General features: G+C 61.1%; 15 protein-coding genes. 9 read left to right on the top strand and 6 right to left on the bottom strand.

Going from position 1 to position 20,248, the window contains the following annotated elements; all coding sequences use genetic code 11:
• The first annotated feature begins 1 nt into the window (after position 1).
• From murD to lpxC, 9 genes are all read left to right on the top strand, one after another.
• Positions 2 to 1,348: a UDP-N-acetylmuramoyl-L-alanine--D-glutamate ligase gene (gene murD / locus ACA058_RS25860; RefSeq protein WP_497636500.1), complete on the top strand. Its 1,347-nt coding sequence runs from the start codon at positions 2 to 4 to the stop codon at positions 1,346 to 1,348.
• Positions 1,345 to 2,562, top strand: a complete 1,218-nt coding sequence (gene ftsW, locus ACA058_RS25855; protein WP_497636499.1) for a putative lipid II flippase FtsW — start codon at positions 1,345 to 1,347, stop codon at positions 2,560 to 2,562. Before murD ends, ftsW begins: the two co-directional genes overlap by 4 nt.
• Positions 2,552 to 3,622: an undecaprenyldiphospho-muramoylpentapeptide beta-N-acetylglucosaminyltransferase gene (gene murG, locus ACA058_RS25850; RefSeq protein WP_497636498.1), complete on the top strand. Its 1,071-nt coding sequence runs from the start codon at positions 2,552 to 2,554 to the stop codon at positions 3,620 to 3,622. Before ftsW ends, murG begins: the two co-directional genes overlap by 11 nt.
• Positions 3,615 to 5,075, top strand: coding sequence for a UDP-N-acetylmuramate--L-alanine ligase (gene murC, locus ACA058_RS25845; RefSeq protein WP_497636497.1), 1,461 nt, complete (start codon positions 3,615 to 3,617; stop codon positions 5,073 to 5,075). Before murG ends, murC begins: the two co-directional genes overlap by 8 nt.
• The gene (locus tag ACA058_RS25840; RefSeq protein ID WP_497636496.1) at positions 5,072 to 6,037 is read left to right on the top strand and encodes a D-alanine--D-alanine ligase; all 966 of its coding nucleotides are present in this window, start codon (positions 5,072 to 5,074) and stop codon (positions 6,035 to 6,037) included. Before murC ends, ACA058_RS25840 begins: the two co-directional genes overlap by 4 nt.
• A gap of 4 nt (positions 6,038 to 6,041) precedes the next feature.
• Positions 6,042 to 6,911 carry a cell division protein FtsQ/DivIB gene (locus ACA058_RS25835; RefSeq protein WP_497636495.1) on the top strand — a complete coding sequence of 290 codons (870 nt, stop codon included), beginning with the start codon at positions 6,042 to 6,044 and terminating at the stop codon, positions 6,909 to 6,911.
• A gap of 16 nt (positions 6,912 to 6,927) precedes the next feature.
• Complete coding sequence (gene ftsA / locus ACA058_RS25830) at positions 6,928 to 8,187, top strand: cell division protein FtsA (RefSeq protein ID WP_034149519.1); 1,260 nt, start codon at positions 6,928 to 6,930, stop codon at positions 8,185 to 8,187.
• A 113-nt stretch (positions 8,188 to 8,300) separates the two neighbouring features.
• Complete coding sequence (ftsZ, locus tag ACA058_RS25825; RefSeq protein WP_046819017.1) at positions 8,301 to 9,494, top strand: cell division protein FtsZ; 1,194 nt, start codon at positions 8,301 to 8,303, stop codon at positions 9,492 to 9,494.
• 112 nt (positions 9,495 to 9,606) lie between these two features.
• A complete protein-coding gene (gene lpxC / locus ACA058_RS25820; protein WP_008060300.1) occupies positions 9,607 to 10,518 on the top strand; it encodes a UDP-3-O-acyl-N-acetylglucosamine deacetylase in 912 nt (303 codons plus the stop codon).
• Positions 10,519 to 10,596: 78 nt separating this feature from the next.
• On the opposite strand, the gene ACA058_RS25815 is transcribed toward lpxC, so the two are convergent.
• The 6 genes from ACA058_RS25815 to ACA058_RS25790 all read right to left on the bottom strand — a co-directional run bounded on the left by ACA058_RS25815 (position 10,597) and on the right by ACA058_RS25790 (position 20,179).
• Positions 10,597 to 12,090, bottom strand: coding sequence for a GGDEF domain-containing protein (locus ACA058_RS25815; RefSeq protein WP_497636494.1), 1,494 nt, complete (start codon positions 12,088 to 12,090; stop codon positions 10,597 to 10,599).
• A 308-nt stretch (positions 12,091 to 12,398) separates the two neighbouring features.
• Positions 12,399 to 12,620 carry a hypothetical protein gene (locus tag ACA058_RS25810; protein WP_497636493.1) on the bottom strand — a complete coding sequence of 74 codons (222 nt, stop codon included), beginning with the start codon at positions 12,618 to 12,620 and terminating at the stop codon, positions 12,399 to 12,401.
• Between the two features lie 1,259 nt (positions 12,621 to 13,879).
• Positions 13,880 to 15,244 (bottom strand): heavy metal sensor histidine kinase, encoded by a 1,365-nt coding sequence (locus ACA058_RS25805; protein ID WP_497636492.1) that lies wholly within the window; start codon positions 15,242 to 15,244, stop codon positions 13,880 to 13,882.
• Positions 15,234 to 15,911: a heavy metal response regulator transcription factor gene (locus ACA058_RS25800; protein WP_497636491.1), complete on the bottom strand. Its 678-nt coding sequence runs from the start codon at positions 15,909 to 15,911 to the stop codon at positions 15,234 to 15,236. Before ACA058_RS25800 ends, ACA058_RS25805 begins: the two co-directional genes overlap by 11 nt.
• 9 nt (positions 15,912 to 15,920) lie before the next feature.
• Positions 15,921 to 19,022, bottom strand: a complete 3,102-nt coding sequence (locus ACA058_RS25795) for a multidrug efflux RND transporter permease subunit (protein WP_497636490.1) — start codon at positions 19,020 to 19,022, stop codon at positions 15,921 to 15,923.
• Positions 19,019 to 20,179: an efflux RND transporter periplasmic adaptor subunit gene (locus tag ACA058_RS25790; protein ID WP_497636489.1), complete on the bottom strand. Its 1,161-nt coding sequence runs from the start codon at positions 20,177 to 20,179 to the stop codon at positions 19,019 to 19,021. Before ACA058_RS25790 ends, ACA058_RS25795 begins: the two co-directional genes overlap by 4 nt.
• Positions 20,180 to 20,248: the final 69 nt, after the last annotated feature.

Here is a 20,248-nt window from a genome sequence, read left to right as displayed (position 1 = left end):
CGTGTCCCTGATCGCGTCTGACCACTTCCGCATCGTTGTCGGCCTCGGCAAGAGCGGCATGTCCCTGGTTCGCTTCCTGGCGAACCGGGGCGTGGCGTTTGCGGTGGCCGATACGCGCGAAAGCCCACCGGAACTGGCCACGCTCAAGCGTGACTACCCGCAGGTGGAAGTGCGTTGTGGCGAGCTGGACGTCGAGTTCCTGTGCCGTGCCGACGAGCTTTACGTGAGCCCCGGCCTGGCACTGGCGACCCCGGCCCTGCAGGCCGCCGCTGCCCGTGGCGTGAAATTGTCCGGCGACATCGAGCTGTTCGCGCGTAACGCGAAGGCGCCGATCGTGGCCATCAGCGGTTCCAACGCGAAAAGCACCGTGACCACCCTGGTCGGCGAGATGGCGGCTGCGGCGGGTAAGCGAGTGGCCGTTGGCGGCAACCTGGGTACGCCGGCGCTGGACTTGCTTGGCGACGACGTCGAGCTGTACGTGATGGAGCTGTCAAGCTTCCAACTGGAAACCACCGATCAACTCAACGCCGAAGTGGCGACCGTACTCAACATCAGCGAAGACCACATGGACCGCTACAGCGGCCTGCCGGCTTATCACCTGGCCAAGCACCGGATTTTCCGTGGTGCCAGGCAGTTCGTGGTCAACCGCCAGGATGCCCTGAGCCGGCCGCTGATGGGTGAGGGCCAGCCATGCTGGACCTTCGGCCTGAACAAACCGGATTTCAAGGCGTTCGGAATCCGCGAAGAAGGCGGCGAGAAGTACCTGGCCTTCGAATTCCAGAACCTGATGCCAGTGCGCGAATTGAAAGTTCGCGGCGCCCATAACCAATCCAACGCCCTGGCGGCATTGGCACTGGGTCACGCCGTCGGCTTGCCGTTCGACGCCATGCTGTCGGCCCTGCGCACCTTCGCCGGGCTCGAGCATCGTTGCCAATGGGTCCGCGACCTGGATGGCGTGGGTTATTACAACGACTCCAAGGCCACCAACGTGGGCGCCGCGCTGGCGGCCATCGAAGGCCTGGGTGCGGACATCGACGGCAAGGTCGTGCTGATTGCTGGCGGTGATGGCAAGGGTGCCGAATTCAAGGACCTGCGCGATCCGGTGGGGGCCAACTGCCGCGCCGTGATCCTCATGGGTCGCGACTCCGACAAGATCGGCCAGGCCATTGGCGATGCCGTTCCACTGATTCGTGCGAGCTCCCTGGTCGAAGCCGTCGAGCAATGCCGCGCCGCTGCGCAACCGGGCGACGTGGTGCTGCTGTCGCCGGCGTGCGCCAGTTTCGACATGTTCAAGAACTACGAAGACCGTGGTCACCAGTTCGTCCAAGCAGTGGAGGAACTGGCATGAGTCTTCGAGGCATCATCAAGCCGTACCCATCGCCGCTCATCACCGGGCGCGGTATCGACCTCGACTTCCCGATGCTCGCCGGTTGCCTGACGCTGCTCGGCCTGGGGCTGGTCATGATTGCATCGGCCTCCACCGAAGTGGCGGCAGTACAGGCGGGCAGCGCCCTGTATTACATGATTCGCCACCTTATCTACGCGGTGCTGGGCCTGGGTGCCTGCATCGTCACCATGATGATCCCGATCGCCACCTGGCAACGCCTGGGCTGGTTGATGCTGCTGGGTGCCTTCGGTTTGCTGGTGATGGTGATCATTCCGGGGATCGGCCGTGAGGTGAACGGTTCGATGCGCTGGATCGGCTTCAGTTTTTTCAACGTCCAGCCTTCCGAGATCGCCAAGGTATTCGTGGTGATCTACCTCGCCGGTTATCTGGTGCGTCGCCAGAAAGAAGTGCGTGAAAGCTGGATGGGTTTCTTCAAGCCATTCATCGTGCTGCTGCCGATGGCGGGTCTGTTGCTGATGGAGCCGGACTTCGGTGCCACCGTCGTGATGATGGGCGCGGCGGCGGCGATGCTGTTCCTCGGCGGGGTCGGGCTGTTCCGCTTTTCCTTGATGGTTGTGCTGGCTGTCGGCGCGGTGGTGTTGTTGATCCAGATGCAGCCCTATCGAATGGCGCGTCTGACCAACTTTGCCGACCCGTGGGCTGACCAGTTCGGTGCCGGCTATCAGTTGTCCCAGGCGTTGATCGCGTTTGGTCGCGGCGAATGGCTCGGCGTTGGCCTGGGCAACAGCGTGCAGAAACAGTTCTACCTGCCGGAAGCCCACACCGACTTCGTGTTTTCAGTCCTGGCCGAAGAGCTGGGTGCCGTGGGTTCCTTGTGCACGGTGGCGCTGTTCGTCTTCGTCTGTATTCGCGGCATGTACATCGGTTTGTGGGCCGAGAAGGCAAAGCAGTTCTTCGCCGCCTATGTCGCCTACGGTTTGTCGTTCCTGTGGATTGGTCAGTTCCTGATCAACATCGGCGTGAACGTCGGCCTGCTGCCAACCAAGGGTTTGACGCTGCCGTTCCTCAGCTATGGCGGCAGTTCGTTGGTGATCTGCTGTGCCTGTCTCGGCTTGTTGCTGCGCATCGAGTGGGAGAGTCGAACCCACCTGGGCAGCGAAGAGATGGAGTTCCATGAGAGCGACTTCGCCGAGGAGCCGAACCATGGGCGCTAATGTGTTGATCATGGCCGGCGGCACCGGGGGCCACGTGTTCCCGGCCTTGGCCTGTGCCCGCGAATTCCAGTCCCGCGGCTACACCGTGCACTGGCTCGGCACGCCGCGCGGCATCGAGAACGAGCTGGTCCCGGCGGCCGGCATCGAACTGCATCGGATCAACGCCAGCGGTTTGCGTGGCAAGGGCAAGTTGTCTCTGCTCAAGGCGCCGTTCATGTTGCTCAAATCGGTCTGGCAGGCGCGGGCGATCATTCGTCGTTTGCAGCCGGCTTGCGTGGTGGGTTTTGGCGGATATGTGACCGGTCCTGGTGGCGTCGCTGCCAAACTGGCCGGCGTGCCGGTGATCGTTCACGAACAGAACGCCGTGGCCGGTACCGCCAATCGGTTGCTGGTGCCGTTGGCCGCCCGGGTCTGTGAAGCGTTCCCCGACACCTTTACCCTGTCGACCAGCCGTCGGACCACCGGTAACCCGGTGCGCACCGAGCTGTTCCTCGAAACACCGCGGACCGCCCTGGCGGGTCGCAAGGCGCGTTTGCTGATCCTGGGCGGAAGCCTGGGCGCAGAACCGTTGAACAAGCTGCTGCCTGAAGCCCTGTCGCAAGTCGCCGTCGACTTGCGTCCGGAAGTGTTCCATCAGGCCGGCAAAAACCATGATGAAGTGACTGCAGAGCGCTATCGCGCGGCTGGCGTAGAGGCGCAGGTGCAGCCCTTCATCAAAGACATGGCCCAAGCCTATGGCTGGGCCGACCTGGTGGTATGTCGCGCAGGTGCGCTGACCATCAGTGAACTGGCTGCCGCCGGTCTGCCCTCGATGCTGGTGCCGTTGCCCCACGCGATCGACGATCACCAGACCCGCAATGCCGATTATTTGGCCCGTGAAGGCGCAGCCTTCCTGATGCCGCAAAGAACGACCGGTGCAGCGGATCTTGCCGCGCGCCTGACAGAGGTCCTGATGCAACCACAACGACTCAACGATATGGCCACTGCGGCCCGCCGCCTGGCCAAACCCGATGCCACCCGTAACGTGGTCGATACCTGCCTGGAGGTGGCCCATGGTTGAGAATCAGAAAGCCATGCCGCACCCGGAAATGCGCCGCATCCGTCGCATCCACTTCGTCGGGATCGGCGGCGTGGGCATGTGCGGGATTGCCGAGGTGCTGTTGAACCTGGGCTACGAAGTGTCCGGTTCGGACCTTAAGGCTTCGCCGGTCACCGAGCGCCTGGAATCTTTCGGCGCGCAGATTTTCATCGGTCACCGCGCCGAGAACGCTGCCGCTGCCGACGTGCTGGTGGTGTCCAGTGCCGTGAACACTTCCAACCCGGAAGTCGCCACCGCGCTGGAACGTCGTATCCCGGTAGTACCACGGGCAGAAATGCTGGCCGAGCTGATGCGTTATCGCCACGGCATCGCCGTTGCCGGTACCCACGGCAAAACCACCACCACCAGCCTGATCGCCTCGGTGTTCGCCGCCGGTGGCCTGGACCCGACGTTCGTCATCGGTGGCCGCCTGAACGCCGCGGGCACCAATGCCCAGCTCGGCACCAGCCGCTACCTGATCGCCGAAGCCGACGAAAGCGACGCCAGCTTCCTGCACTTGCAGCCGCTGGTGGCCGTGGTCACCAACATCGACGCCGACCACATGGCGACCTACGACGGTGACTTCAACAAACTGAAGAAAACCTTCGTCGAGTTCCTCCACAACCTGCCTTTCTACGGCTTGGCGGTGGTGTGCCTGGACGATCCGGTGGTGCGTGAAATCCTCCCGCAGGTCAAACGTCCGACCGTCACCTACGGCTTCGGCGAAGACTGCGACGTGCGCGCCATCAATGTGCGCCAGCAAGGCATGCAGACGTTCTTTACCGTGCTGCGCCCAGACCGCGAGCCACTGGACGTGTCGGTGAACATGCCGGGCAACCACAACGTATTGAACGCCCTGGCAACGATCTGCATCGCCACCGACGAGGGTGTCAGCGATGAAGCCATCGTCCAGGGCCTGTCCGGCTTCCAGGGTGTTGGCCGACGCTTCCAGGTCTACGGCGAACTGCCGGTGGACGGTGGCCAGGTGATGCTGGTGGACGACTACGGTCACCACCCGACCGAAGTCGCCGCGGTGATCAAGGCCGTGCGCGGTGGCTGGCCGGAGCGTCGCCTGGTGATGGTCTACCAGCCGCACCGTTACAGCCGTACCCGCGACCTGTACGACGACTTCGTCAATGTACTGGCCGACGCCAACGTCCTGCTGCTGATGGAAGTCTATCCGGCCGGTGAAGAACCGATCCCCGGCGCCGACAGCCGCAAGTTGTGCAACAGCATCCGCCAGCGCGGCCAGCTCGACCCGATCTACATCGAGCGCGGTGTCGACCTCGCGCCGCTGGTCAAGCCGCTGTTGCGTGCCGGCGACATCCTGCTGTGCCAGGGCGCCGGTGATATCGGCGGTCTCGCACCGAAACTGTTGAAAAGTGAGTTGTTCGCCGGTGCCGTTGTCGCACCGGTCAAGGGGAAGTTGAAATGACTGCTGCCTACGCCAACCTCGTCAGCACCGTCGCGCCGAAAGACTTCGGCCGCGTCGCCGTGCTGTTCGGCGGCAAGAGTGCCGAACGCGAAGTGTCCCTGAAGTCGGGCAACGCCGTTCTCGATGCGCTGCAAAGTGCAGGCGTGGACGCGTTCGGCCTCGACGTCGGCGATGACCTGCTGCAGCGTCTGCTGAACGAAAAGATCGACCGCGCCTTCATCATCCTCCACGGCCGTGGCGGTGAAGACGGCAGCATGCAGGGCCTGCTCGAGTGCCTGGGGATTCCCTACACCGGCAGCGGCATCCTCGCCTCGGCGCTGGCCATGGACAAGCTGCGCACCAAGCAGGTCTGGCACAGCCTGGGCATTCCGACGCCACGTCATGCGGTGCTGAGCAGCGAAGCCGATTGTATTTCGGCGGCGACGGAACTGGGCTTCCCTTTGATCGTCAAACCGGCCCATGAAGGTTCAAGTATCGGGATGGCCAAAGTGAGTTCCGCGTCTGAATTGATCGACGCCTGGAAAGCGGCCAGTACCTACGATTCGCAAGTGTTGGTCGAGCAATGGATTCAAGGTCCGGAGTTCACCATCGCCACCCTGCGTGACCAGGTGTTGCCTCCAATCGCCCTGGGCACGACGCACAGTTTCTACGACTACGACGCCAAGTACATCGCCAACGATACCCAGTACCGCATTCCCTGCGGCCTGAACAGCGCCAAGGAAAAGGAACTCATGGACCTCACGGCGAAAGCCTGTGAAGCGTTGGGTATCGCCGGTTGGGGCAGGGCGGACGTGATGCAGGACGCCGAAGGGCAGTTCTGGTTCCTGGAAGTCAACACGGCACCGGGCATGACCGATCACAGTCTGGTGCCGATGGCGGCCCGTGCTGCCGGACTGGATTTCCAGCAATTGGTTCTGGCCATTCTGGCCGAGAGCTTCGGCAAGCAAGAGCCGCGAGGTTAAGACCATGCAAGGCGCACAGCTACGTCATCAGCCTACCGCACCGACCGGCCGCAAGCCGGTACCGCGGGGTGCCAGCCGAATGGTGGCCAAAGAGCCGATGTCCGCGCGCCTGCCCAAAGCCAACTTCGGTTTTCTCAAAGCCCTGTTCTGGCCAGTGCTGCTGGTAGCGCTGGGGTTCGGTACTTACGAAGGTGCGCAACGGTTGATGCCGTATGCCGACCGGCCGATCACCAAGATCGCGGTGCAGGGCGACCTGAGCTACATCAGCCAACAAGCGGTGCAGCAGCGGATCGCCCCGTATGTGGCGTCGAGCTTCTTCACCATCGACCTGGCGAGCATGCGCACAGAGCTTGAAACGATGCCATGGATTGCCCACGCCGAAGTGCGCAGGGTATGGCCGGATCAGGTGGTGATTCGCCTGGAGGAACAATTGCCGGTGGCCCGTTGGGGCGACGAATCGCTGCTGAACAACCAGGGGCAGGCGTTTACCCCGCGCGAGCTGGCCAATTACGAACACTTGCCGCAGTTGTTCGGTCCACAGCGGGCTCAACAGCAAGTGATGCAGCAATACCAGGTACTGAGCCAGTTGCTCAGGCCATTGGGCTTCTCGATTGCGCGCCTGGAGCTGCGTGAGCGAGGCAGCTGGTTCCTGACGACCGGCCCTGGCAGTGCCGGGCCCGGGATCGAACTGCTGCTGGGACGCGGCAACCTGGTGGAGAAGATGCGCCGTTTCATTGCCATCTATGACAAGACGCTCAAAGAACAGATTACGAACATTGCGCGCATCGATCTGCGCTACGCCAACGGCCTCGCCGTTGGCTGGCGCGAACCAGTAGCGCCGACGACAGCCCAACCGGCTGTCGCACAGAATTAAGAAGAGGCAGGACCCCATGGCAAACGTGCAAAGCGGCAAAATGATCGTCGGTCTCGATATCGGCACCTCCAAGGTGGTGGCGCTGGTAGGCGAGGTCGCGGACGACGGCACGCTGGAAATCGTCGGGATCGGCACCCATCCGTCCCGTGGGCTGAAGAAAGGCGTGGTGGTGAACATCGAGTCCACCGTGCAGTCGATCCAGCGCGCCATCGAAGAAGCGCAGCTGATGGCTGGTTGCCGCATCCACTCGGCGTTTGTCGGCGTGGCCGGCAACCATATCCGCAGCCTGAACTCCCACGGCATCGTGGCGATTCGTGATCGCGAAGTCAGCTCCGCCGACCTTGAGCGCGTACTCGACGCTGCCCAGGCCGTGGCGATCCCGGCTGACCAGCGGGTGCTGCACACCCTGCCGCAGGATTACGTGATCGATAACCAGGAAGGCGTCCGCGAGCCACTGGGCATGTCCGGTGTGCGCCTGGAAGCCAAGGTCCACGTGGTCACCTGCGCCGTCAACGCTGCACAGAACATTGAAAAATGCGTGCGTCGCTGCGGCCTGGAAATCGACGACATCATTCTCGAGCAACTGGCTTCGGCTTATTCGGTCCTGACCGACGACGAGAAAGAACTGGGTGTTTGCCTGGTGGACATCGGTGGCGGCACTACCGATATCGCGATCTTCACCGAAGGCGCGATCCGCCACACCGCGGTGATCCCGATCGCGGGCGACCAGGTGACCAACGACATCGCCATGGCGTTGCGCACCCCGACCCAGTACGCCGAAGAAATCAAGATCCGCTACGCCTGTGCCCTGGCCAAACTGGCGGGCGCCGGTGAAACCATCAAGGTCCCGAGCGTCGGCGACCGTCCGCCGCGCGAGCTGTCCCGTCAGGCCCTGGCCGAAGTAGTCGAGCCGCGTTACGACGAGCTGTTCACGCTGATCCAGGCCGAGCTGCGTCGCAGTGGCTACGAAGACCTGATCCCGGCCGGCATCGTGCTTACCGGCGGTACGGCGAAGATGGAAGGCGCCACCGAACTGGCCGAGGAAATCTTCCACATGCCAGTGCGCCTGGGCGTGCCCCACGGCGTCAAGGGCCTGGATGACGTGGTGCGCAACCCGATTTATTCCACTGGCGTTGGCCTGTTGATGTACGGCCTGCAGAAGCAATCCGACGGCATCTCGTTCTCGGGTATCGGCAGCCGCGACAGCTACAGCAACGAAGAACCCAAAGGCGCCTTGCTCGATCGCATCAAGAGCTGGGTGCAAGGCAATTTTTAAGAGCAGCTTCTAGCGGCAAGCTTCAAGCGGCAAGAGCAGAGCAAGAGCAGTAAAAGCGACAGGCAGTAAAAAGCAGTAGGCGAAAAAACTAGAGAACGTAAAGGAGAGGGAAAATGTTCGAACTCGTAGACAACATCCCCGCAAGCCCGGTTATTAAAGTTATCGGTGTAGGCGGTGGCGGCGGCAACGCCGTGAATCACATGGTCAAGAGCAACATTGAAGGCGTTGAATTCATCTGCGCCAACACTGATGCCCAGGCGCTCAAGAGCATTGGCGCGCGGACCATCCTGCAACTGGGTACCGGCGTGACCAAAGGTCTGGGCGCCGGCGCCAACCCTGAAGTAGGTCGTCAGGCCGCTCTCGAAGATCGTGAGCGCATTGCCGAAGTCCTGCAGGGCACCAACATGGTGTTCATCACCACAGGCATGGGCGGTGGTACCGGTACCGGTGCTGCGCCGATCATTGCCGAAGTGGCCAAGGAAATGGGGATTCTCACCGTTGCGGTGGTGACCCGCCCTTTCCCGTTCGAAGGCCGCAAGCGCATGCAGATCGCCGATGAAGGCATCCGCCTGCTGTCGGAAAGCGTCGACTCGTTGATCACCATTCCCAACGAGAAGCTGCTGACCATCCTCGGTAAAGACGCCAGCCTGCTGTCGGCTTTTGCCAAGGCTGACGATGTACTGGCCGGTGCCGTTCGCGGTATCTCCGACATCATCAAGCGCCCGGGCATGATCAACGTCGACTTTGCCGACGTACGTACCGTGATGAGCGAAATGGGCATGGCGATGATGGGCACTGGCTGCGCCAGCGGTCCGAACCGTGCACGCGAGGCCACCGAAGCGGCCATTCGCAACCCGTTGCTCGAAGACGTGAACCTGCAAGGTGCACGCGGCATCCTGGTGAACATCACCGCCGGTCCTGACCTGTCCCTGGGTGAGTACTCCGACGTGGGTAGCATCATCGAAGCCTTCGCTTCCGAGCACGCCATGGTCAAGGTCGGTACCGTTATCGATCCGGATATGCGCGATGAGCTGCACGTAACTGTCGTTGCTACCGGTTTGGGCGCTAAAATAGAAAAGCCGGTGAAGATCATCGACAATACCGTTCACACGTCGATGGCTTCCCAGCCGCAACAACAAGCCCCTGTTCGTCAGGAAGCTCCAGCGGTGAACTACCGTGACCTGGACCGTCCGACCGTCATGCGCAACCAGGCCCAGGCCGGTGCTGCGACTGCCGCGAAGATGAATCCGCAAGATGACCTGGACTACCTGGACATCCCGGCCTTCCTGCGTCGTCAGGCCGATTGATGAAATGTATCAGGGCTATGAAGTTGATTGGTGTTCAGCAAAGGCATGGTCTGCTATCATCGCCAGCCTTTGTTGATACCAGTTCGCAATTTGCGCTGAAGCGGCCCAAGCCATGATTAAACAACGCACACTGAAAAATATTATCCGTGCCACAGGTGTAGGTCTGCACTCCGGGGAGAAGGTATACCTGACCCTCAAGCCTGCGCCGATCGACACCGGCATTGTGTTTTGTCGTGCCGACCTCGATCCTGTGGTGCAAATACCTGCACGCGCGGAAAACGTTGGCGAAACCACCATGTCGACCACGCTGGTCAACGGTGACGTCAAAGTGGACACGGTGGAGCACTTGCTCTCGGCCATGGCTGGCCTGGGCATCGATAACGCCTACGTCGAGCTCTCCGCGTCTGAAGTGCCAATCATGGATGGCAGCGCTGGACCTTTCGTATTCCTGATTCAGTCGGCTGGCCTGGAAGAACAGGACGCCGCGAAGAAGTTCATCCGCATCCTGCGGGAAGTGACTGTGGAAGACGGCGACAAGCGCGCCACTTTCGTCCCTTTCGAAGGTTTCAAGGTGAGCTTCGAGATCGATTTCGATCACCCGGTTTTCCGTGACCGCACACAAAGTGCAAGCGTGGATTTTTCCAGCACTTCGTTCGTAAAAGAAGTCAGCCGCGCCCGTACCTTTGGTTTCATGAGTGACATCGAGTACCTGCGCAAGCACAACCTCGCACTCGGCGGCAGCGTTGAAAACGCTATCGTGGTCGACGCCGATGGTGTACTGAACGAAGACGGCCTTCGCTACGAAGACGAGTTCGTGAAGCACAAGATCCTCGATGCAATTGGTGACCTCTACCTGCTGGGCAACAGCCTGATTGGTGAGTTCAAGGGCTTCAAGTCCGGCCACGCGCTGAACAACCAGCTGCTGCGCAAGTTGATTGAGCAGACAGATGCCTGGGAAGTCGTGACGTTCGAAGACGCCAGCACTGCACCGATCTCTTACATGCGCCCTGTCGCGGCCGTGTAAGTAAAAAACCTCTCTAGTTTTTTAAAGGCTGCCTTCGGGTGGCCTTTTTTTATGTGTGCGAATATTGATCGCCGGCCGCTACAGCGCCACCACCCGGTTACGTCCAGTTTCCTTGGCTTGATACAATGCCTTGTCCGCGGCAAACATCAGCACCTCCAGGTTGATGTCGGTGCAGGCGTTCCAGGTGCTGATGCCAATGCTCACGGTAATCGGCGAGTCGGTGCCGTCGATCGGCGGTAGCTGCTCGACAGCCTGCCGAATGTTCTCGGCGATCTTTTGTGCGCCCGCCATGTCGGTTTCCGCCAGGACCACCGAAAACTCCTCGCCACCGTAGCGCGCCACCAGGTCGGCAGGCCGCCGAACGTGGGTGCGCAACACCTTGGCCACCGCACGCAAGGCCTCATCACCAGCTTGATGGCCATGGCGGTCGTTGAAGGCCTTGAAGTGATCGGCGTCGATCATCAGTAACGACAATGGTTTGCCGGAACGCTGGGCGCGAAACCATTCATGACGCAACGTCTGGTCGAGCGTGCGGCGGTTCGCCAGGTCGGTCAAGGCGTCGGTGGCGGCCAGTTGTGCCAGTTCCAGTTCGGCATGGTGACGCAGGCGCAGTTCGCGGCAGAGCAACCAGGTCAGCCACAGCAGGCACGCACACAGGGCAATCGTGGCCAGGCTGACCACCAACGCCGTGCGTTGCCACGAAGCAAACACTTCTGCACCCGACAGTGCCACGATGACAATCAGCGGCAGATTGCCAACCTGGGAAAAAGTGTAGAGCCGCTGGTCCCGATAGCGACTCGAGACACTGCTGAAGCTGCCGTTGCCTTCTTTGACGATGCGCTGGAAATTGGGGCGCTTGCTGAAGTCCGTGCCGGTCAGGTCCTCGCTCAGGCGAGGGACCTGGGCCAGCAGGATGCCATCCTTGTTGATCAGGCTGATCGAGCTATCAGGACCGATGTTCAGGCTGTTGAACAGCTGTTCGAAGTAACTCAGGCGCATGGCCGCTTCGGCGACCCCAAGGAACTCGCCTTGGGCGCCACTGATCCGGCGACTGAAGCTGATGCGCCATTCGTTGTTTGCCAACCGCGAGCGAAAAGGACGGCTGATGAACATGCTCGGGTCGCTGTTGTTCACGTGGGGCAGGAAGTATTCGCGGTCGGCAAAGTTGCCTGTCCTGGGTTCTCGCGAAGCCGAGTCGGCGAGCACGTTGCCCTGCTGATCGAGCAACAGAATGTCACCCTTGTACGGTGCCGCGGTGGCGCGATCGAACAAGGCCAGATGACGGATCTGCGGAGAAACGTGCATGAGGTCTTCACGTCGTGAGGCCGCGATCAAGCCCAACAAGGACACGTCGTAGAGCTCGACGTTACGCAGGACGTCGGCTTCGATCAATTGCACGATGTTGGCGGCGGAGCGGCTGGCTGACAGTTCGGCATTGGCGCGTTCACGCACCAGCAGAAACGCCACGATGCTCAGGATGGCAATCACCAGCAACACGCTGCCGAGAATCACCAGCCGCTCGGATCGCGTGGATTGGGTTGTTGGGTGAGATGTCGCGCTGCGCTCGCTCATGGTTCTGGTTTCTGCTGTCTAGGCGTCGGGAACATTCTTTTGCAAGAATCGGGCAGCGTCCCGGACACCCGCTATATCCACAGCATCCATTCTCACTCCGGATAAAAAAAGCCAGCAAAATGTGCCGGCCTTTTGTTTATTCAAGCTTAGAAGACATTGAGCGGGTAGTCGAAAATCACCCGGTACTCGGCAGCGGGTGGTAAAACCACAACGAAAAAAAGCCGCTGATGACAGCGGCGTTGAAGACAACTTTTCAATGGGAAGAGCCAATGAAAAGTGTCGAGGGAAACTGGAGCGATGCGCGTAGATCAGCTGTCTTTCTCAGCCTGCTTGGCCTGGGCACTCGACGATTGTGGGGCTTGGGTGGCCTCCTGAGCTTTGGCGGTCATCTCGATCTGGTGCTCTTCGTATGCGGCGGCCCGGGCGGCGTTTTGGGCGACGAAAGCCTGCGACTCTTCGGCCATGGCGAACGGAGACAGGAACAGAGAAGACAGAACGAAAGCGCTGGCAATACCCATACTGTTGGACATCTTTTAAACCTTCTTGCTTGGCAAGTGCTGTTTGGTGCGGGCAAAGATAAGGGGCTTGGGGTGAAGGAAAAAGAGCGGATTCATGGAAGGACTGTTACGCAAAGAGCAAAGATCGGTCGCCCCGGCACAATGCGCGTGAACGCTTTTTTGTAGGAGCTGGCTTGCCAGCGAAGGCGGCCTGACAGCCAACCAGTCGCTCGCGGATGTACCCGATCCACTGTGGGAGCTGGCTTGTCGGGTCGCCGCATCGCAGCGATGGCGGCCTGACAGCCGACCTGGATTTTGTTGACTAAGTACATATCCATTCCTGCGGTAACGGCCACCTATGGTTTCGCTTTTACAGCGAGTCACTTGGAAAAGCCTGTAGGAGCGAGCATGCTCGCGATGGAGGTCAACGATGACGCGGGGAGCCTGACACCCCGTGGTGCTCTCAGGTTTTTCGCGAGCATGCTCGCTCCTACAGGGCCCGCCGCGATGGGCCATCCTTGGCCCAGCGCGGCTAAACCGGCATCCATGCCGGTTTACCCACTGCGCAGAACCGGAACGAAGCCTCTCGAGGGGGCAAGAAAATCAAAAGCCAAAGCAAACAGCAAAAGCGAGGCGGCCTGACAGCCGACCTGATTTTGCAGCTGTACTCGCCCCCCCTGTAGGAGCGAGCATGCTCGCGAGAAATGTCCAGACAACGCGATCATCCAGACAGGGCGCGTAATCGTTGACATCCATCGCGAGCATGCTCGCTCCTACAGGGGATTGGGGATATCCGGAAAAGTCAGGTCGGCTATAAGGCCGCCTCGCTTTTGTTTTTGATCTGGGCGCCCCGTTAAACCACGATGGCCGAACGCAGGCATTGCGCAGTGGGTAAACCGGCAGGACGCCGGTTTAGCCGCGCTGGGCCAGGGATGGCCCATCGCGGCGACCCACGGAGCAATGCCTTCGTTACGGCATGCCGAGCCACAGCGAGGCACCGAGTGGTGGGGCAAAAGCCTTTTGCTTACTTTTCGCTGGGCCGGCATTCCGGCGTTTGGAAAAGTGAGTCGCCGTAAGGGCGAAACCCTAAGTGGTCGTTACCGCAGCAATGGATATGTACTCCGACAACAATCTCCCACAGGCTTTGACGCGGCATGGATCAACGTTGGTAGAGGCGCCGATGGAGGTAGTCACAGGTTGACGGACAGGCTCAGGGCGTGATGATGGGGCAAGAAGATCAAAAGCCAAAGCGAGGCGGCCGGCCGGCCTGTTTCGGGGGGAATGTGGGGCTGTCAGACGGGCAAATGCATGCCGAATGTATTCATGCCATGGTCGCTGCGCACGAACACATCCCCGCCATGCATCAGTGCAATCGCCTTGACGATGGCCAGTCCCAACCCGTGGTTGTTGCCACTGTTGCTGCGCGAGGCATCGACCCGGTAGAAGCGCTCGAACAGACGCGGCAGATGCTCGCTGGAAATCGGTACGCCCGGGTTTGCGACGCCGATGCTGACCTGGTGCTCGCCTGCTTCGATTCTCACCTCGATGACTTGCCCGGGGCGGGTGTGCTGCACTGCGTTGTTCAGCAGGTTGATCAAGGCCCGGCGCAGGTGGGCGATCTCGATTCGCACCAGGGCATCGCCGCTGACCTGAACCTGTACCTGGGCATCCTCGAGAATGAAATCCAGGTATTCCAGGGTCGTGGCCACTTCCTCGGCCAGCGAGGTGGACGTCAGTTTGGTGGCCTTGCTGCCTTGGTCGGCGCTGGCCAGGAACAGCATGTCATTGATGATCGAGCGCAGTCGCTCAAGCTCTTCAAGGTTCGATTGCAGCACCTCGAAATAGTGCTCTGCCGAACGCCCTCGTGTGAGAGCGACCTGGGTCTGGCCGATCAGATTGGTCAGCGGCGAGCGCAGTTCATGGGCGACATCGGCGTTGAACGATTCCAGTCGCGAGTAGGCCTGTTCGACCCGCTCCAGTGTCGAGTTGAACGAGTCGACGAACTGATTCAGCTCCGGGGGCAGCGATGCCAGCCGCAAGCGGCCTGAACGCAACGGAGGGGCCAGGCGCTGGGCTTCTTGAGACAGCTTGATCAATGGCTTGAGCCCGATCCGCGCCACCCAGTAACCCAGCGCCGAGGCCATCAGCACGCCAATAACCGCCAGGCTGATCAGGGCGATCAGCAACTGGTGCTGGGTATGTAAAAACGTTTCGGTATCGATACCGATCATGAAGCGCAGTGGCGGGCGCTGATCCTTGGCCGGGAATTGGCTGACCAGCACTTTCAGCGGGTAGGGGTGATCCGCCAGTTGCATGTCGCGCATGCCCAGCGGTCCTTCGGCGAAGGCACGGATGCTCGGTGTCGGATTGCCAAATTCGTAGTGCGGATCGCCGCTGACGATCCAGAAACTGATGCGCTTGTCTTCTTCGCCGAGCAGCTTGAGCTTGTTATTGATCTTCACCCAGTGCTCGGGCGTGCCGTAGCGGCCGACGGTGGATTCGAGCACGCTGTAACGTGCATCGAGTTCCGCTTCGGGCAGAAGGCCCAGGCCTTTGTCGACCTGCTGGTACAGCGCCCAGCCGATCAACAGGAACACCAGCAGCGCCACCAGCGTAAACATGCCGCTCAGGCGCAGGGCGATAGAGTTACTGGACACCACGGCTCTCCAGCACATAACCCATGCCGCGGATGGTGTGCAGCAATTTCTCTTCGAACGGCCCGTCGAGCTTGGCCCGCAAGCGTTTGATCGCGACTTCGACCACGTTGGCGTCGCTGTCGAAATTGATGTCCCAGACCATTTCGGCGATGGCGGTTTTCGACAGGATTTCACCTTGGCGACGGGCCAGCACACTGAGCAGCGAGAACTCCTTGGCTGTCAGGTCCAGGCGTAAGCCTGCGCGGGTGGCCTTGCGGCTGATCAAATCTATCCACAGGTCGGCGATGCTCACTTGCACCGGTTCGTGGCCACCGCTGCGCCGGGTCAGCGCCTGCAGGCGTGCCACCAGTTCGAGGAAGGAAAACGGTTTGCCCAGGTAATCGTCGGCACCGTCGCGCAGGCCCTTGATGCGGTCTTCGACCCGTTCGCGGGCGGTGAGCATGATCACCGGGGTTTGCTTGCGCGCACGCAAGGCGCGCAATACGCCGAAGCCGTCCAGGCCCGGCAGCATGACGTCGAGGACGATCACCGCGTAGTCGCTTTCCAACGCCAGGTGCAGGCCTTCCACGCCATCGCGGGCCAGGTCCACGGTGTAACCCTGTTCCGTCAGGCCGCGGTGCAGATAGTCCGCGGTTTTTTCTTCGTCTTCGATAATCAGAACGCGCATGACCCCGCCTCAGTCTGTGGTCGCCAGCGCCGGTACGGGCGAAGGTTTGGGCCTATGAAATAAACGCTCCAACCACAAGTATATGACCGGCGTGGTGAACAGCGTCAGTGCCTGGCTCACCAGCAAGCCGCCGACCACGGCGATCCCCAGGGGTTGGCGCAGTTCGGCTCCGGTGCCGTAGCCGAGCATCAGCGGCAGGGCGCCGAGCAGGGCGGCGAGGGTGGTCATGATGATCGGCCGGAACCGCGTGAGGCACGCCTGGTAGATCGCTTCTTCCGGCGCCATGCCACCCTTGCGCTGCGCGTCGAGGGCGAAGTCGATCATCAGGATGCCGTTTTTCTTCACGATGCCGATCAGCAGCACCAGCCCGATCAGCGCCATGATCGAAAAGTCCTGGCCGCAGATCCACAGCATGATCACCGCGCCCAGTCCGGCGGAGGGCAGTGTCGAGATGATCGTCAGCGGGTGGACGAAGCTCTCGTAGAGCACGCCGAGAATGATGTACACCGCCACCAGCGCCGCCAGGATCAACCATGGCTGGCTGGCCAGCGAACTCTGGAACGCTTGGGCCGCGCCCTGGAAGTTACCGCTGATGGCCGTTGGCATGCCGATGTCGACCTTGGCCTGGTTGAGCATGATCACCGCATCGCCCAGCGCCACACCGGGTGCCAGGTTGAACGACAGGTTAGCGGCCGGGAACATGCCGTCATGGGCGATGGACAGCGGCCCCACCGTTGGCGCATCGAATTGCGCCAGGGCCGACAGCGGCACCATTTCCCCGCTCAGGGGCGAGCGCAGGTAGAAGTAGTTGAGGCTTTCGGCCTTGCCGCGTTGCCGGGTGTCCAGCTCCAGGATCACGTTGTACTGGTTGATCTGGGTCTGGAATTCGTTGATCTGGCGCTGGCCGAAGGCGTCGTACAGCGCTTCGTCGACATCGCTGGCGGTCAGGCCAAAGCGTGCCGCGGCACTGCGGTCGATGCTGATATGGGTGATGCTGCCGCCCAGTTGCAGGTCGTTGGAAATGTCGCGGAAGGCCGGGTTGCCGCGCAGTTTTTCCGTCAGGCGCTGGGTCCAGGTGCTCAGGACTGCACCGTCATTGCTCTTGAGCACGTATTGGTACTGGGCCCGGCTCGGGCCGGAGCTGAGGTTGATGTCCTGCCCGGCGCGCAGGTAGAGGACGATGCCCGGTACTTTCATCAATTGCGGACGAATACGGTCGATGAACTCGCTGGCTGAAACATCGCGGTTGCCGCGTTTTTTCAGGGCGATCCAGAAGCGGCCGTTGGCGATGGTCTGGTTGCTGCCCGACACCCCGACCGAGTGCGAAAAGGTCTCGACTGCGGGGTCGGCGGCGACGATTTCAGCCATTGCCAGGTGTTTTTTCACCATGTCGCCGTAGGAAATATCGGCGGCAGCTTCAGTTGTACCGAGGACGAACCCGGTGTCCTGAATCGGGAAGAAACCCTTGGGAATAAAAATGTAACCGGCAACGGCCAGGGCCAGCGACAGACCGAATACGCCGATCATCAACTTCTGGTGCGCGAGCGCGCGGCGCAGGCCTTTTTCGTACAGCGCCAGCAGGCGTTCGCCGAAGCCCGGCTTATCGTGGGCGTGATGCACTGGCGCGCGCATGAACAGCGCTGCCAGGGTTGGCGCCAACGTCAGCGACACCACCACCGAAATCATGATGGTCGAGGTTGCGGTCAGGGCGAACTCCTTGAACAGGCGTCCGACCACGCCCCCCATGAACAGCAACGGAATGAACGCCGCGACCAGCGAGAAGCTGATCGATACCACCGTGAAGCCGATTTCTCCGGCGCCCTTGATCGCGGCCTCGCGCATGCCGTCGCCAGCCTCCAGGTGGCGGTGAATGTTTTCCACCACCACGATCGCATCGTCGACCACAAACCCCACGGCCACCACGATCGCCACCAGCGTCAGGTTGTTCAGGCTGAAGCCCATCACGTACATCAGTGCAAAACTGGCGATCAGTGAAACCCCCAGTACTGCCGACACGATCAGGGTTGCCGACAGCTGGCGTAGGAACAGCGCCATCACCGCCACCACCAGCATGATTGCGATCAGCAGGGTGATTTCCACTTCATGCAGCGATGCGCGGATAGTCTGCGTGCGGTCGATCAGCGTCTTGACCTGCACCGAAGCCGGCAGCATCGCTTTCAGGCCCGGAAGCGCCGCCTGTATCCGGTCCACGGTTTCGACGATATTGGCTCCCGGCTGGCGGAAGATCACCAGGTTGACGCCCGGTTGTGTGCCCGCCCAAGCCTGGACGTATGCATCTTCCGAGCCGTTGACGACTTTGGCGACATCCCGCAGATGAACCGGTGCGCCATCCTTGTAGGACACGATCAGTTGGTTGTATTCCTCGGGATGGAACAACTGGTCGTTGGTGGACAGGGTTGAGATGCTCGATTCCCCATACAGCGCACCTTTGGCCAGGTTGAGGCTGGTCTGCTGGATCGCCAGGCGAATATCGGCCAGGGTCAGGCCGATGGCGGCGAGTTTGTCCGCCGAGACCTGGACACGAATCGCCGGACGTTGCTGGCCGGTGATAGCGACCTGGCCCACACCGTCGATCTGACTGATCTGACGGGACAACAGGGTTTCCACCAGATCGCTGAGTTCGGGACCAGGCATCAAGGACGAGTTGACGCTGAGGATCAGCACCGGGCTGTCGGCCGGATTGACCTTGCGCCAGGTCGGCAGGTTCGGCATGTCCTTGGGCAGTTTGCCTGCCGCGGTGTTGATGGCGGCCTGGACTTCCTGGGCGGCGGTATCGATGCTTTTGTCGAGGGTGAATTGCAAGGTCAGGTTGGTTGAGCCCAGGGCGCTGCTCGAGGTCATTTGTGTCACGCCGGGAATGGCGCTGAATTGCACTTCAAGGGGCGTGGCCACCGATGACGCCATGGTTTCCGGGCTGGCACCGGGCAGTTGGGCAGCCACCTGTATCGTCGGAAATTCTGCCTCCGGGAGCGGCGCGATGGGCAGGCGCGGGAAGGCGATGACCCCCAGCAGCACCAAGGCAAACGTCAGCAGAATCGTTGCCACAGGGTGGTCGATGCACCAGGCGGATACCGAACCGTGGCCTTTCATGGCGCCGACTCCGATTGCACGACCTGCGGCGGCTCGGTGAGCACTTGCACGGTGGCACCGGGCTTGAGCCGCGACTGACCGTCGCTGACCAGCACGTCACCGGGATTTACACCTTTGATGATGCTCTGGCCGCTGCCTTGGTGAACCATCTGCACCGGCACGGTTTCAACCTTGTTGCCGTTTACCCGATAGACGAAGTGCTGATCGAGGCCACGCTGTACGACGGTGGGCGGTACGACCAGCGCGTCTTTATCCAGGGCTGTCTGAATCTTTACTGTCACCAGTAGGCCGGGCCAGAGTTTTTGCCCGGGATTATTGAATTCGGCTTTGGCGCGGATGGTGCCGGTGTTGGCGTTGATCTGGTTGTCGATCAAGGTCAAGTGGCCTTCGCCCAGCAGGTTGCCGGTTTCGCCGTCGGTGTCGGCACCGATGTAGGCCTTGACCTTGGCGTGTTGTGGATCGCTGATCAGGCCTTGCAGGGTCGGCAGCATTTGCTGCGGCAGGGAGAACTCCACGGCGATCGGGTCGATCTGGGTCACCGTGAACAGTCCTTGGGTGTCAGTCATGCGCAGGAAGTTACCTTCATCCACTGTACGAATACCGACGCGGCCACTAACCGGGGAGCGAATCTGCGTGTACGACAACTGCACCTGGGCCGCGTCAATCGAAGCCTGGTTGCCTTGAGCCGTGGCCTTGAGCTGGTTGACCAATGCTTGTTGCTGGTCGTAGGTCTGTTTGGAAACACCGTCGTCGACGCTCAACAGTTTGTAGCGTTTGAGGTTGACCTGGGCCACTTGCAGTTGCGCCTGGCTTTCGCCCAATTGCGCCCTGGCCTGGTCCAGACTGGCGCGGATCGATCGGTCGTCGATAGTGGCCAGCAGGTCGCCTTTGGCCACCAGTTGGCCTTCCTTGACCAGGATTTTGGTGAGGATGCCGTCGATTTGCGGTCGGACCACGACGCTGTGCAGCGACAGCACTGAACCGATGCCGCTGACGTAGCGGGGCACGTCTTGTTCGACCACGTTGACCACGCGCACCGGGATGGCGGTCGGTGCAGCCACTCTGGCCGCGGAGGGTTTGACCAGGTACCACGCACCCAGCGCTACCAGCACGATCAGAAAGGCTGCAAGAACAACGGTTTTTTTCTGAGTTCGCATGCGAGAGGGGCGCCGGGTCGGGAAATGGAAGTGTGCGCAGCTTTATCTACCTACGTTATATCCCTGTGA

Source organism: Pseudomonas sp. LBUM1649 (assembly GCF_059716155.1).
This window is presented reverse-complemented; position numbering and strand designations above follow the sequence as displayed.